Genomic DNA, 14,356 nt, shown 5'->3' on the forward strand with positions numbered 1-14,356 from the left:
CTCGTGTCAGAGCGTCAGACCCAGATTCTGGAAGCCGCCGTTCGCGTCATCGCGCAGGACGGGGTGCGTGGGCTGCGCGTCGAGAAGCTCGCCGCCGAGGCGGGCGTCTCGACCGCACTCATCTACTACCACTTCAAGGACCGTGCCGGAATCCTGCACGCGGCCCTCGAGCACATCAATCATCGAGCCCAGGGCTACACCGACGCGGCGTACACCGGATTCGAGGATCCGCGCGCGCAGCTCGAACATCTGCTGCTGCTCGAGCTTCAGGACGAGGACGAAGTCCGCGAAACCAGCTTGGCGTGGGGCGAATTGCGGGCCAGCGCCGTATTCAACACGGACCTTCGCGAACCGCTGCGCACCACGACGCACTCGTGGAACGGCGATATCGAAGAATTGATCAAGCAGGCGCAGGACTTCGGCACCATCGCCCCCGACGTCGACGCGGCCGCGGCCGGTGAACATCTCACCGCACTGGTCGAGGGTCTCAGCGAGCGCTGGCACAGCGACTCCATCACCCTCGACCGTGCACGTGAAATCCTGCGCCGCGCAATCACTCTCGAATTCGGCACGTAAACGACTTACTGTTCGAGTGCCTCGATCAAAGTGCCCAGCGACGCCATCAGCACCTCACGCTGCTGCGGCTCGATGTGTTCCATCGCCGCCGCGAACCGCTGAATCCGCGCCGAGGTGAGACCCGTGACCAGGTCGTGCGCGGCCGGGGTGGCCGTGAGCAATTGCGCGCGACCATCTTCCGGGTCGGCGTCGCGGGTGAGGTAACCGGCCTTCTCCAGGCCGGTCACCATCCGCGACATGGTGGGCGCGCTGACCCGCTCGACACCCGCGAGATCACCCAGCCGCAGCGGGCCCGATCTGGCCAAAGTGGCCAGCGCGGACGCCGCTCCGGGGCTCAACGAACCCAGATCTCCGGAATGGCGCAGCAAGCGCAGCAGGCGGCCGATGGTGTGGTAGAGCTCGGCGGCCTCGGTGAGCTGGTCGGGATCGGCGACACTCGCGGGCTCGGGCAGCGTAATCTCCTCCGGTCAGATTCCCTCGCGGGCGGCTTCACTGAGTTCGGCGGCCTCGGTTTTCACCTTCGGACTGCCCGCGAACCACGAGGCCACCGCGCCGATCAGCATCATAATCGCGGCTCCCAGGAAGACCACGACCAGACCCGAGTGGAACGGCCCGGAAATCAAGTGCGGGAAGAACTCCTGTCCGGTGAGCACGTCCTTGTGCACGCCCGCGTGGTCGAGGACGCCGGTCGGGCCGAGTAGCGCTTCGATCGGATTCACGCCCAGGAAGGCCGCGAACAAGCTGCCGACCGGCGGCAGTCCGGAGATATTGTGCGCCACGTCGGCGGGCACACCCTGCGCCTGTAGACCGGAGTTCATCACGCCCGGCAGCGAATTGGACAGGCCGACGATCATCAGCGAGAAGAACACGCCGATCGACAACGCCATACCGCCGTTGAGCAGCGTGCCGCGCATACCGGAGGCGACACCGCGCTGTGACGCCGGCACCGCGGACATCACCTCGGCGGTATTGGGCGAGGCGAACATGCCCGACCCCAGGCCGTTGAGCGCGATGACCGCCGCGAACGCCCAGTACGAGAAGTCCACCGGCAACACCACCAGCAGCACGAAGGTCACACCGGTGATCGCCATGCCGACGGTCGCGAACAATCGCGGACCGTAGAGGTCCGACAGCTTGCCCGAAACCGGTCCTGCGATAAGGAAACCCACGGTCAGCGGCAGCAGATAGATACCGGCCCACAGCGGCGTCGACTCGTAGTCGTAGCCGTGCAGCGGCAACCAGATGCCCTGCAGCCAGATGATCAGCATGAACTGCAGACCACCACGGCCGAGCGAGGACATCAGACCCGCGAGGTTGCCCAGCCCGAACGCCCGATTCTTCAACAGCGACAGATGGAACATCGGCTGCTCGACCTTGGTCTCGATCCAGCAGAACAGACCCAGCACCGCGATACCGCCGAACACTCCGGCCAGCACCCACGGGTTGGACCAGCCGGTGGTCGAATCACCGTAGGGCTGAATGCCATAGGTGATGCCGGTCAGCAGTGCGGTCAACCCGACCGCGAAGGTGATGGTGCCAGGAATGTCGAGTGATCCCGGGTTGCGCTGCCCGTTGTCGTGCAGCGACCGGTAGGACCACACCGTCCCGAGGATGCCGAACGGCACGCTCACCCAGAACACGGCCTTCCAGTCCCACTGCGCGAGCAGACCGCCCAGCAGCAGACCCAGGAACGAACCGGCAACGGCCGCAACCTGATTGATGCCCAGCGCGAACCCGCGCTGCTCGGCCGGGAACGCGTCGGTCAGGATCGCGGCCGCGTTCGCCATCAGCATGGCCCCGCCGATGCCCTGGAACACGCGCCACCCGATCAACCAGACCGCGCCGCTGCCGTGCGTGAACGGATCGAACGACAGCGCCACCGCCGCGATCGTGAACACCACGAACCCGTAGTTGTAGATCTTGACGCGCCCGACGATGTCGCCGAGCCGCCCGAACATGACCACCAGCACCGCGGACGCGAGCAGGAAGCCCATCATCATCCACAGCAGGTAGCTGACGTTCCCCGCCGCGAGCGGGTTGAGATCGATGCCGCGGAAGATATCCGGCAGCGAGATGATCACGATCGACGAGTTGATAGTGACCATGAGCATGCCCAATGTTGTATTCGACAGGGCCACCCACTTGTAGTGCGGATGATCGTGCTCGATCCGGAGGCGCCTCCGAATGGTCTGGACATCACCGGCATCGAGCTCGGTGGTGGGGGCCGCAGCCATCTTGCCTCCCAGGGTATGAAACAACGAACAGTCTTCAAATATAGTTGCATGAGGCTAACTAAAGAAATGCTGTGATTTGTTCCACTGACCAAGACCGGGTGTTGACGTGCGACGAAGCGTGAAAGCGGCACGTCAGCGATCGAATCCACGGCGGACGGACGGTGTTCGCGATCGTCGCAGGTCTCGGATCGTCGCCTTACAACCCGGGACCGAAGGGCCAGTTTCAGGCAGACCGAGGGGCGAGATTCGTACTCCAGGATCGCGCAGGCCATGCCTTCGGGAAGGGCTGCCAGGTCGAGCCGAGAGGGGATCCCGGTGGGCCGGAGGGTTCACATCGCCGCGGTCGCATACCCCTGCGGCTGAACGTGGTTCGAAGTCGCGCGTCGCGCGCCGCTCAGGCGATGGGGTTGATGGAGTCGCCCGACAGTAGAAGCTGAGGCAGCTGGGTGAAGTTCCAGCCGTTGGTATTTCGAGTGAAGACGTAGATGACGTCGTAGCGTTCGCCCGGCCAGGACGTGGGCGGTGCCGGGGTTGGTTGGCCGAGATGGCCGATAATCGCGTCGATGTTCTCGTGCTGCCAGGAGATCAGTACCGGGCCTGGGGCGTTGTTCAGGGCGGCGACCAGGTCGGTCTCCTGGCCTTTCGGGAATCGGTTGTCGACCTTCAGACCGAGGGCGGCCGCGAGTGGTGTCACGGTTTCTTCGGGGCGTTTGCTGCCATGTTTATCCGGGTTCGACGCGAAGATCGTTGCGGGACGGGACAATCCGGGACGCAGGGAAGCTGGGGACCCGTCCGTGTTGCGCGGGTTGAACAGGCCGACCAGCGCTCCGGCGCGGGTCCAGCCTCGGACCGTGAGGGATTCGTCGTCGCGGTCGCCGTCTTCGGTGATGCCGTAGGGCTTTCCCGAGCCGTCCGGTTTCTCCGCGTGACGGATGATCATGATGGTCGTCGGTGGGGTGCCGGTCGACGCGGGTGGGGACATCGGGGCGGTCGAAGCGACGACCCTGTCGTGTTTCTTTCCACCGCCGCATGCCGACAGGGTTGTTCCCAGCGCCACCGCGGAGGTCGCGGTGAACAGCGCGCGTCGTCCCAGCTGTACGTCCATGGGTTCCGACGGTACCTACCCGTGGGACGAGTGGGCCCACAGCATTCGCGCAGTCCGGTCAGCGCACCGGCTTCTGCGTCTGGCTCAGTAGATCCTGGACGGCTTCGTAGCCGAGTCCGATGTCGGGGGTCAGCCCGTCACGGATCTGGGTCGCGGTTCGCACGGTTGCCTCCATGGCGGCACGGAACAGTAGGGAGCCGGTGCTGATCCGGCGAACGCCGAGGTCGGCGAACGTGTGGATGTCGCGCTGCGCCAGCAGGTTCAGGGGGAGCGGGACGGCTTTCACCAAGGCTTCGATTTCGGGGGCGGTGGTCAGCCCGGGCACGAAGATGCCGTCGGCGCCCGCGTCGGCGTACCGCAGCGCGCGGTCGACGGTGCTGTCGCGGTCGATGCCCAGCCAATAGGTGTCGGTGCGGGCGTTGACGAAAAGACCGGGGGCACCGGCTTTCAGACCCGCGATGAGTCGCGCGTGGACCTCGGGGCTCCCGGCCACGTCTTCGATATTGACTCCGGCGACGCCGAGTTCCCACAGTCGGGCGGCCAGATCGCGGGGGTCCATGCCGAAACCCGACTCGATGTCAACGGTGATCGGGACGGGCAGGCGGACGAGTTTGCTTGCCAAGTCCAGGGTTTCGGCCAGGGTCGCGCCCTCGGCGTCCATCAGTCCGTGTGCGGCCGCGACGCCGAGGCTGGTGGTGCCGATCGCCGGGAATCCGGCGTCGGCGAGCATCGCCGCCGAGGCGAAGTCCCAGGCGTTGGGCAGGACCAGCGGCAGGCTGCCGTAGTGCAGGCGGTGGAAGTCGGTGGCGGCCAAGGCCAGTGCGTGTGCACGGCCGGGGCAGGCGTGGACGCCCTCGCCGAAGGGGCGGCCGGTGAGGTCCACTTCGACGATCTCGCCGGAGGGTGCGACGCGGCGGGTGACGGGGACCGGTGGGTTTCGGCCCTCGATCAATGCGGTTGTCGCGTATGCCTGCACGAGGATGCCGATCCGATTCGCGGTGTGCTCGTCGGCCACTCCGCCACACGCGGTCACCAGTCGTTCCACCGCGCGATCCGCCTCCACGGTGGCCGGGATGTGAGGCTGATAGCAGTGTGCGACGAGCGCGACGTCGGAGTCGACCGTCGACGGCAGGCCGAGGGCGAGGGCAAGCCTCGACACTGGAGACCCGGTGCCGTCCCGCAGAGTTCCGGGACGCACTCGCCGCAACTCGGACTCGACGAATGTCCTTCTGCGCGTGTGCGTCTCACCGTCGCTGAAGCGGGCGACGTTCGCCCGCAACCAGGTCACGCCCGCCGTCGCCGCAGGCACCGGAGGAACCGGAAAGTTCAACATGGTGACGACGGTAGGACCGGAACCCTTCGGCCGGAGCCGAAGTGTCGCAGGGTGACCGTCAGTCGCAGGAATGAGTGGCAGCGATGGCCTGGTCGGCGGCGGCCTGCTGCTGCTGGGTGGTCAGCGACGACCAACCGGGCTGATTCGGGAGGAACTGCTCACGCAGCCAGGTGCGGATCTCCTCCGGCTCGGCGCTGTGGCCGACGACCTGCTGATACTGCTGGATCGTCTGTTTCCACTGGTCGCACTTGGCGGCCTTCTGGTCCGCCGCGGACTGGGTGCTCGTGGCGACCGCGGAGGTGGGCTTCGCGGGGCTGGAGGCGGCGTCTGAATCCTTCGGTCCGCACGCTGCCAGCATCAATGCCGCCACGGGAATCAGAAAGAGACTGAAGTACTGCTTTTTCACATGTGGGTTGTAGCAGAACCTAGGACACCTCACACCGGTTTCCGGCGCGATCCGAAGCGGAGAACGCCGAAACACCCGTCGAAGGAAGGAAAACCTCAGGCCAGCCGGACCTCGGCGGTGGCCAGGCCGAAGATCTTCTTGCCGCCGGATTTGGCGATGATGACGACCGTCGCGGTCCGGTTCACCGGGTCGAGGGACTTGATGCGACCCGAGAACTCGACCGAGCCGATCGAATCCGCCGCCACGATCGTGAAACTCGAGAGCCGAACCGAGTAGCGGGTCAACGCGCCCGGGTCGCCGAGCCACTCGGTGAGGAAGCCGGCGCCCAGACCCATGGTGAGCATGCCGTGCGCGATCACATCGGGCAGACCGGTGAGGGCGGCGACGCTGTCGTTCCAGTGGATGGGGTTGGCGTCACCGGAGACGCCCGCGTAGTTGACCAGATCGCCGCGGGTGAGGCTCGCGGTGCGGGGCGGCAGCTCGTCGCCGACGGCAACCTCATCGAAAGCGAGTGCGGTGCGCGGAGTTCGGGCCCGCGAGACCTCCGACAGCGGCAGGACCGGTGCCGGTTCGATCGGGCCGACGGGCGCGGTGGGTGCTCCCGCGCCGATGCCGAAGTCGACGCCGTGCATCAGCACGGCAGCCATGGCCGCGCCGACTCCCGGGTCCACGTCGTCACCGGTGATGCCGACGACGGTCGTGTGCATGACGTGCACGACTTCGCCCGACTCGTCGCTGAAGGTGTTCTTGACCGTCAGCAGATCCTTGCCCGCGATGCGCCGAATGGCTTCGAGCTCGACATCGCTGGTCAGCCGCTCGCCGGAGACCACGGGCTTGAACAGTTCGAAGACCTGGTCGGTCTGCACGAACCCCTCGTAGCCGGTGATGACGCTCTCGAATAGTCGCCGGTTGGCCAGCATGGCGACGATCGAGAAGAACGTGGTCGGCGCGACCAGACCGGAGTAGCCGAGCACGGCGGCTTCGGCTTCCTTCCAGTGCGCGGGATGGAAGTCCTGAACCGCCCGTGCGTATTCGCGGATCTTCTCCCGTCCGACCTCGTAGTAGTCATCGATCCGGTAGTGATAGCCCACCAGTGTGGTGACGTCCAACGTTGCTTCCACCAGAACTCCTCAGCTCAGCTTTTGAGGCATCGTAAACGGTGTACACAAAACGAATTCACAAACCGAAGGGAACGCTCGGGGTACCCCGGTCAGGACGCTGTCGGCGTGGCGGCCATCGCCTGCCAGGCTTCGCGGGCGCTGGGGTAGCGCGGCGACCAACCGGCAACGGCCCGGAATCGCTTGTTGCTCACCCGGAGCGAGCGGGTCAGGGAGGTACTGCGGTCGCCGCCGAGCTGTGCCAGTCGGCCGGGCAACCACAGCCAGGGCTTGGTCTTCGCCGCCATGGCAGCCGCTGCGGCGTAGTCGCGTTTGGTGAGTGGCTCGTCGTCGACGACGTTGTAGATTCCGGCGGGGGCGGTGAGCGCGGCAACCACGGCGGCGGCCGCGTCATCGAGTTGGATGGACGAGGTGTAGTTGCCCGGCGGGCCGAGCACGGTCGCGATATGCCGTTGTGCCGCAGCGAGAATCATCTCGCTGTGTTCGGCTCCGGCACCGAGGAAGACGCCGAACCGCAGCACGATTCCGGTGCCGCCCGCGTCGGTGAGGCGCTGTGCGTTGGCCTCGGCGGCAAAGCTGCACCTCGCTCGCGGGTAGTGGTCCACCGATTGGTCCTCGTCGATCCAGTCGGCTCCGCGATCTGGATAGACCATCGCGACGGACTCCTGCACGAAGCGGCCGACCCCGGCGGCGAGGGCCGCGTCGGCGAGCGCCGTGGACCCTGCGATTCGGACGTATTCGTTTCTGCGCCATGCCTTGTCGGACAGGAAGCTGAGAGTGCCGGGGAGCGCGGTGGCCATATTGACCACGGCGTCGTGCCCGGCGACAACGGCCGTCAGCGGCTCGCGATCGAACAGCGAGGACAGTTCAGGAGTCGCGTCGTGCCCGGCCAGCCACACCGCCTTGTCCGCAGTCCGGGCGAGAGCGGTCACCTCGTGGCCTGAGTTCACCAGCGACGGAACGACATACCGCCCGATGGCCCCGGTCCCGCCTGCGACGAAGATCTTCACACGAACCCCCGTAAGTACTACAACCCATCGTAGAACGCGGAAGGTCCGCGCCGCCAGCAGTTCTGGCAGCGCGGACCGTGTGGCCTTTTCAGACCTTCAACCCGTGACGAGTGACGTACACCGTGTGGAAGGTCAGCAGGACGGCCAGCACGACGAGCCACTGCAGCGTGTTGACCAGAGGCACAGTGTCGACCGGCAGCGTCGACGCGAACACGACGCGGATGATCGCGTCGATGGTGAAGCCGAAACCCCAGGCGGCCGTGATGATCCGCAGGTGCTTGCGGAAGGAGGCGTCGGTATCCCAGCGCGCGTCCCACTCCCGGTAGCCCGCCTCCCCGATCTTGACCGTGACGATGGTGCGGGCCAGCGTGCGCATCAGCGGGTACTGGGTGAACAGCGTGCCCAGCGTCCAGAGGCCGAGGATCCCGAAGATCCAGCTGTCTCGGATGAGCAGGGTGCGAGGATCGCCGGTGATCATCGACATGACCGTGCCGGACACAATGAACAGCAGCGTGAACAAGGCGGTCGGGTCGACGCGGCGTTCACGAATCGCGGTGTAGGCCAGGAACGGGACGATCAGCAGACCGGACACGACCAGCGCCAGCCAGGCATTGAGCCCGATCCCGCGCAGCACGTAGTAGGCGGTCAGGGGCAGCACGAGTTCGAGAATCACTTGCCGCGCAACATGTTTGCGCAGCGCGGCACGGCTGCGGTGGGGCATCCCGGTTTCGCTGCTCGACCGGGCGGGTTCGGTGGCATTGCTGTAGAACATGATCGGTCTACTTTCGAGTCGCGTGGTCGAACAGTTCGGCCAGTTCATGAGCGCAAGCGGCGGTATCGAAGGCCGGATCGGCCCCGGCGCGGGCAATGGCGGCATCGAGCGCACCCCGGGTGGCCATCACCATGACCGCCGGGTCGAACTCGCGGAACTCCCCGGCCCGCTGTCCCGCCCGGAAGATCTCGATCTGCGCGTGTGTGATCGCCCCGAGTTGATCGACCAGCCCGTACATGCTCGGATCATCGCTCCGAACATTGGCGACCAACGTCGACAACGCCCGCAGATGCCGCGGATACTCGTCGAGCAACGCCAGATTGGCGGCGAAGTACCCTCGCAGCCGCCCCCGGAACCCACTCTCCGCCGCCAGCTTCCCCGTTACGAATTCCGCTGACACACGCATGATTTCGGCTGCGACAGCCTGAATCAGGTCATCCTTGCCCTGAAAGTGGTAGGAGATCATCCCCGTACTACTGAGCCCGGCCTGCTTGGCGATCTTGGCGAACGACGCCTTCGCCAGCCCCACCTCGGCAATCACCTCGATGGCAGCGTTCACGATCTGCGCCCGCCGAGCCGACTCGGTGAAGGTCCGATCCGTTTCTTGCTTAACTGGGCTAGCTTTTGCTTGCATGAGCAAAACCATATCCCTGTTTGCTCAACTGAGCAAGACTTGCGACTTCGGTCCGTGGGCGGCTGCCGACAGGTGGGGCTCAGACTCCTCGAAACGCCTTGTCGCCCACGCGGTCCGGGTCGGTGATGTGCGAAAGGAACAGCCGAACGGTCGGAGTTGGGGTACGCGTGGTGACGACGTGCCATGGACGGTTGAGGGGAGTGCCGTCGAAGGGGATCACCTCGAGGCGCCCGGTGGAGAGGTCACTTGCGACGGCGTCGGAGTGGATGAGGGTGATGCCGAGGCCTTCTCGGGCGGCGGCGAGTGCTGCGCCGTGGGTGCCGAGAGTCAGTGTGGCGGGGTGGATTTGGAGGCGGTCGAAGAGGGCGAGGGTGGTGTCGCGGGTTCCCGAGCCGCGGCCGCGTAGGAGCCAGGTCGCTTCGCACGGGTCGGTCCAGCGGTTGGGGGCGCCGACCACGACCAGTTGGCAGGGGCGGCGGGCCCTGGTGATCAGGCCTGCCTCATGGGGTGGGCGGCCCGCCACAACGAGATCTGTTTCGTGGTGGGTCAGTTCGACGAAGAGGACGTCGCGGGGCTGGATGGACAGACCCAGTTCGATGTCGGGGTAGCGGGTGCGGAAGGAGGCGAGCAGGCGCAGGAGGACGTACTCACCTGCGGTGGCGACCACGCCGATGCGCAGGCGGCCGGTTTCGGCTTCGCGGACCGCGGCGTGGGCCTCCTTCATCAAGCCGAGGATGCTGCGGCAGTAGTCGGCGTAGACGCGACCGGCTTCGGTCAAGGCTATGCCGCGACCGGATTTCGCGATGAGTTTCGCGCCGAGTTGTTTCTCGATGTGTGCCACGGCCGCCGATGCCGCGGCTTCGGTGATGTGTAGCTGTGCGGCGGCTCGCCTAATGCTGGAGTGGCGGGCAACGGCGAGAAAGGTTTCCATGCGCACCGCGCTCACCGTACCCATCTACAGACGGTAGCAAACCCGACGAAACGGTTGAGCGAGACCAGAAACAATCGAATTGTTTGTCGTTAACGTCGCCGTCATCCTGGGAATCGTAAGTGGCCCAGCCCGATTCGCAGGAGGAATGATGGCCGAATCTGTCGATGATCAGCGGGGCCGGTGGGATCCGGGTGTGCAGACGTACGCGTCGATGGGATACTACGCACCTGATTATCAGCCCAAGGACACCGATGTGCTGGCCGTATTCCGGGTGACGCCGCAGCAGGGTGTCGATCCGGTCGAGGCCTCCGCCGCTGTCGCGGGCGAATCCTCCACCGCGACATGGACCGTCGTGTGGACCGACCGCCTCACCGCGCACAACCGCTACCAGGGCAAGTGCTATCGGGTAGAGGAGGTGCCGGGGCGCGCGGGCGAGTACTTCGCGTACGTGGCCTACGACATCGACCTGTTCGAAGAGGGCTCGATCACCAACCTGACCTCCTCGGTCATCGGCAATGTATTCGGTTTCAAACCGCTGAAGGCATTGCGCTTGGAGGACATGCGAATTCCCGTTGCATACGTGAAGACGTTCCAGGGCCCGGCCCATGGAATCGTTATGGAACGGGAATATCTCAACAAATACGGCCGCCCGCTGCTGGGTGCGACGGTGAAGCCGAAATTGGGTCTGTCCGCGCGCAACTACGGCCGCGTGGTGTACGAGGCCTGCAAGGGCGGTCTCGATTTCACCAAGGACGACGAGAACATCAACTCGCAGCCGTTCATGCGCTGGCGTGATCGCTTCCTGTTCGCGATGGAGGGCGTCAACCGCGCCACCGCCGAAACCGGAGAATTGAAGGGACATTATCTCAATGTCACGGCCGCCGACATGGAGGACATGTACGAGCGCGCCGAGTTCGCCAAGTCCCTGGGCTCGGTCATCGTGATGATGGACCTCACGGTCGGTTACACCGCCATGCAGTCGATGTCGAAGTGGTGCCGCCGCAACGGCATGCTGCTGCACCTGCACCGGGCCGGTCACTCCACCTTCACCCGGCAGAAGACGCACGGCGTCAGCTTCCGGGTATTGGCCAAGTGGTGCAGGCTGATCGGCGTCGATCACGTGCACGCGGGCACCGTCGTCGGCAAGCTGGAAGGCGACCCGCACACCGTGCGCGGCTTCTATGACACGTTGCGCGACGGCTTCATTCCCACGAATCCCGCCAACGGCATCTTCTTCGACCAGGACTGGGCGAGCCTGCCGGGCGTCATGCCGGTGGCCTCGGGCGGCATCCACGCCGGGCAGATGCATCAGCTGCTGGACCTCTTCGGCGACGACGTCATCCTGCAGTTCGGCGGCGGCACCATCGGGCATCCCATGGGCATCTCCGCGGGCGCGGAGGCCAACCGCGTCGCGCTGGAAGCAGTTGTCAAGGCGCGCAACGAAGGTCGCGATCTGCTCAAGGAGGGTCCGGACGTGCTGCGCAAGGCCGCCGAGATCAACCGGCCGCTGGAGGTCGCCCTGGCCACCTGGGGTGACGTCACCTTCGAGTACACCTCCACCGACGCACCCGACGCGGTGCCGACGTCCACGCGCTGACCGACCGACGAAAGCCGAGGAATCGCCATGCATCTGCGTCAGGGCACGTTCTCCCACCTGCCGGATCTCGACGACACCGAGATCGCCGCCCAGGTCCGCTACGCACTGCTCAACAACTGGCCGGTGTCCATCGAGTACACCGACGATCCGCACCCGCGCAACAACTACTGGGAGATGTGGGGCCTGCCGCTGTTCGATCTGGACGAGCCCGACGGGGTGCTCGCCGAGATCAACGCGTGCCGGGCCACGTTCCCGCAGCACTACATTCGGGTCAACGCCTACGACGCCTCCTACGGTCGCCAGACCACCGCGGTGAGCTTCCTGGTCCAGCGTCCCGACCACGAGCCCGGCTTCCGGCTCGACCGCACCGAGGGGCCGGACCGCACCCAGCACTACAGCTACCACCCCTACGCCCTCGACGACCGTCCCGGTGAAAGGTACGGCCGCTGAACGCCTTTCGAGACGGAGGGTTTATCGTGAGCGCGGAACATCCCATGACACCGGGCGGCCGGCAACCTGCTGCCGACCGCCCGGCGGGCGGGTTCCAGATGCATCGGCCCGGGGCCACGAGCCCCGCGTCGATGCGCGGCACGGTCGCCGATTTCCCTGCCCGACCGGAGGATTCGGCGACCGACCACCTGTCTCCGCTGGAGGACGACGCCCTGCTGGACCTGTCGACCGATATCGCGGGCAAGGACGTCGAGGACACCCTGTCGCGGCTGGACGCCGAGCTGGTGGGTCTGGCCAATGTCAAACGGCGGGTGCGCGAGATCGCCGCCCTGCTGCTCATCGATCGGGCCCGGCAGCGGTTCGGGCTGCAGGCCACCCGCCCGACCATGCACATGAGCTTCACCGGCGGCCCCGGCACCGGCAAGACCACGGTCGCACTGCGCATGGCCGAGATGCTGCATTCCCTCGGGTATATCCGGAAACCCAAGGTGCACACCGTCACCCGCGATGATCTGGTCGGCCAGTTCATCGGGCACACCGCTCCCAAGACCAAGGAGGCCCTCGCCAAGGCCGCCGGGGGAGTGCTGTTCATCGACGAGGCCTACTACCTGTTCCGGCCCGAGAACGAGCGTGACTACGGGCAGGAGGTCATCGAGATCCTGCTGCAGGAGATGGAGACCGAGCGCAGCAGTCTGGTCGTCATCTTCGCGGGGTATCCGGATCGGATGGAGACGTTCTTCTCCGCCAATCCGGGCCTGTCCTCGCGGGTGGCCCACCATATCGAGTTCCCCGACTACACCCACGTCGAGTTGACGGCCATCGCCGAGCTGATGGTGCGGCAGGAGAACTTCCGCTTCGATCCCGAAGCGGCAGAGGCCTTCTCGCGGTACCTGGAGCTGCGGATGGCCCGTCCGCGTTTCTCCAACGCGCGCAGCGTGCGCAATGCCCTCGACCGGTGCCGGCTGCGGCAGGCCAAGCGGCTCGTCGAGCTGCATCGGCCGGTGAGTCGCACGGATCTGATCACCCTGACGGACAGCGATGTCCTCGGCAGCAGCGTGTTCGCGGACGCCCTCGCCGACGAGGGGGCCGGCCCATGAGGAAATGAGAGGGATTGTGCCCGAAGGATTGAAGACCCTCACCCGCTACACCATCGAGCAGGAGCACCGGCATCCCGGATCGTCCGGGGAGTTCTCGGCGCTGCTGAACGTGGTCGCCACCGCCACCAAGATCATCGGCAATCAGGTGACCCGGGGAGCTATCGTCGGCTCCCTGGGCGCCACCGAGGCCGACAATCTGCCGGTGACGGTGCACCGCACGATGGACGCCATCGCCAACGACATCATGGTGGCCGAAAGTCAGTGGACCGGACCGCTTTCGGCGCTGGTGTCCGAGCAGATGCACGAGGTGCATCCGGTGCCGACCGAGTATCGGCGCGGGAAGTACCTGCTCGCCTTCGATCCGCTGGACGGCTCCAGCAATATCGACGTGAATCTGCCGGTGGGCACGATCTTCAGCGTGCTGCGCGCGCCGGAGGACGGGCGTGCGGTCGCGGGAACCGACTTCCTGCAGCCCGGCGTGCATCAGGTGTGCGCGGGCTTCACCCTCTACGGTCCGGCCACCATGCTGGTGCTGACCACCGGCAACGGGGTCGACGGGTTCACCCTCGACCGGGAGGTGGGCGCATTCGTGCTCACCCATCCACGCATGCGAATCCCCGAGGACACTTCGGGTTTCGCGATCAATGCCGCCAACGAGCGGTTCTGGGAGCGGCCGGTGCGGCGCTACGTGCACGAATGCCTGGAGGGTCTGGACGGTCCGCGCGGGCGGGACTTCAATATGCGCTGGGTGGCCTCGCTGGTGGCCGACACCTTCCACATCCTGACCCGCGGCGGGCTGTACATGTATCCGCGCGATACCCGGATTCCGGCTCGGCCGGGCCGGGTTTCGCTGCTGTACGGGGCCAATCCGATCGCGTTCATCGTCGAGCAGGCCGGCGGCGCGGCCAGTACCGGGCACGAGCGCGTGCTGGATGTGCGCCCGGAGGCGCTGCACGAACGGATTCCGTTCATCTTCGGGTCCCGCAACGAGGTCGAGCGGATCGAGCGCTATCACCGCGAGCCGGAGGAGGGCCCGAGCTTCGACGCCTCCCTGTTCGGCTCGCGGTCACTGTTCCGTCCGGCCCGCCGCTGA

General features: G+C 66.0%; 15 protein-coding genes. 5 read left to right on the forward strand and 10 right to left on the reverse strand.

Annotation, left to right across the window (positions count from 1 at the left end; translation table 11 throughout):
• Nucleotides 1-3: 3 nt before the first annotated feature.
• Nucleotides 4-576, forward strand: coding sequence for a TetR/AcrR family transcriptional regulator (locus OG300_RS11985; RefSeq protein WP_405495150.1), 573 nt, complete (start codon nt 4-6; stop codon nt 574-576).
• 5 nt (nt 577-581) lie between these two features.
• Here the strand turns inward: OG300_RS11985 and OG300_RS11990 are convergent, their stop codons facing one another.
• The 10 genes from OG300_RS11990 to OG300_RS12035 all read right to left on the reverse strand — a co-directional run bounded on the left by OG300_RS11990 (nt 582) and on the right by OG300_RS12035 (nt 10,143).
• Complete coding sequence (locus tag OG300_RS11990) at nt 582-944, reverse strand: MarR family winged helix-turn-helix transcriptional regulator (RefSeq protein ID WP_405495152.1); 363 nt, start codon at nt 942-944, stop codon at nt 582-584.
• Nucleotides 945-1,043: 99 nt separating this feature from the next.
• The gene (locus tag OG300_RS11995; protein WP_405495154.1) at nt 1,044-2,810 is read right to left on the reverse strand and encodes an MFS transporter; all 1,767 of its coding nucleotides are present in this window, start codon (nt 2,808-2,810) and stop codon (nt 1,044-1,046) included.
• Between the two features lie 394 nt (nt 2,811-3,204).
• The gene (locus OG300_RS12000) at nt 3,205-3,867 is read right to left on the reverse strand and encodes a hypothetical protein (RefSeq protein ID WP_405495156.1); all 663 of its coding nucleotides are present in this window, start codon (nt 3,865-3,867) and stop codon (nt 3,205-3,207) included.
• 106 nt (nt 3,868-3,973) lie between these two features.
• Nucleotides 3,974-5,248 carry an isocitrate lyase/phosphoenolpyruvate mutase family protein gene (locus OG300_RS12005; RefSeq protein ID WP_405495158.1) on the reverse strand — a complete coding sequence of 425 codons (1,275 nt, stop codon included), beginning with the start codon at nt 5,246-5,248 and terminating at the stop codon, nt 3,974-3,976.
• Between the two features lie 58 nt (nt 5,249-5,306).
• Nucleotides 5,307-5,654 (reverse strand): hypothetical protein, encoded by a 348-nt coding sequence (locus OG300_RS12010; RefSeq protein ID WP_405495160.1) that lies wholly within the window; start codon nt 5,652-5,654, stop codon nt 5,307-5,309.
• Between the two features lie 95 nt (nt 5,655-5,749).
• Complete coding sequence (locus OG300_RS12015) at nt 5,750-6,778, reverse strand: fused (3R)-hydroxyacyl-ACP dehydratase subunits HadA/HadB (RefSeq protein ID WP_405498534.1); 1,029 nt, start codon at nt 6,776-6,778, stop codon at nt 5,750-5,752.
• Between the two features lie 86 nt (nt 6,779-6,864).
• Nucleotides 6,865-7,782 (reverse strand): NAD-dependent epimerase/dehydratase family protein, encoded by a 918-nt coding sequence (locus OG300_RS12020; RefSeq protein ID WP_405495162.1) that lies wholly within the window; start codon nt 7,780-7,782, stop codon nt 6,865-6,867.
• A gap of 88 nt (nt 7,783-7,870) precedes the next feature.
• Entirely contained in the window at nt 7,871-8,554 is a 684-nt protein-coding gene (locus OG300_RS12025) for a VC0807 family protein (protein WP_405495164.1), read from the reverse strand.
• Between the two features lie 7 nt (nt 8,555-8,561).
• Nucleotides 8,562-9,188 carry a TetR family transcriptional regulator gene (locus OG300_RS12030; RefSeq protein ID WP_405495166.1) on the reverse strand — a complete coding sequence of 209 codons (627 nt, stop codon included), beginning with the start codon at nt 9,186-9,188 and terminating at the stop codon, nt 8,562-8,564.
• Nucleotides 9,189-9,267: 79 nt separating this feature from the next.
• Nucleotides 9,268-10,143: a LysR family transcriptional regulator gene (locus OG300_RS12035; protein ID WP_405495168.1), complete on the reverse strand. Its 876-nt coding sequence runs from the start codon at nt 10,141-10,143 to the stop codon at nt 9,268-9,270.
• Nucleotides 10,144-10,267: 124 nt separating this feature from the next.
• Here OG300_RS12035 and OG300_RS12040 point away from each other — a divergent pair, with 124 nt between their 5' ends.
• The 4 genes from OG300_RS12040 to OG300_RS12055 are packed head-to-tail and all read left to right on the forward strand — an operon-like array spanning nt 10,268 to nt 14,356.
• A complete protein-coding gene (locus OG300_RS12040; RefSeq protein ID WP_405495170.1) occupies nt 10,268-11,716 on the forward strand; it encodes a form I ribulose bisphosphate carboxylase large subunit in 1,449 nt (482 codons plus the stop codon).
• A 27-nt stretch (nt 11,717-11,743) separates the two neighbouring features.
• Nucleotides 11,744-12,166: a ribulose bisphosphate carboxylase small subunit gene (locus OG300_RS12045; RefSeq protein WP_405495172.1), complete on the forward strand. Its 423-nt coding sequence runs from the start codon at nt 11,744-11,746 to the stop codon at nt 12,164-12,166.
• 26 nt (nt 12,167-12,192) lie between these two features.
• Nucleotides 12,193-13,263, forward strand: coding sequence for an AAA family ATPase (locus OG300_RS12050; protein ID WP_405495174.1), 1,071 nt, complete (start codon nt 12,193-12,195; stop codon nt 13,261-13,263).
• Between the two features lie 16 nt (nt 13,264-13,279).
• Nucleotides 13,280-14,356 carry a class 1 fructose-bisphosphatase gene (locus OG300_RS12055; RefSeq protein ID WP_405495176.1) on the forward strand — a complete coding sequence of 359 codons (1,077 nt, stop codon included), beginning with the start codon at nt 13,280-13,282 and terminating at the stop codon, nt 14,354-14,356.

The sequence above is a fragment of the Nocardia sp. NBC_00511 genome, from assembly GCF_045161165.1.
GTDB lineage: Bacteria > Actinomycetota > Actinomycetes > Mycobacteriales > Mycobacteriaceae > Nocardia.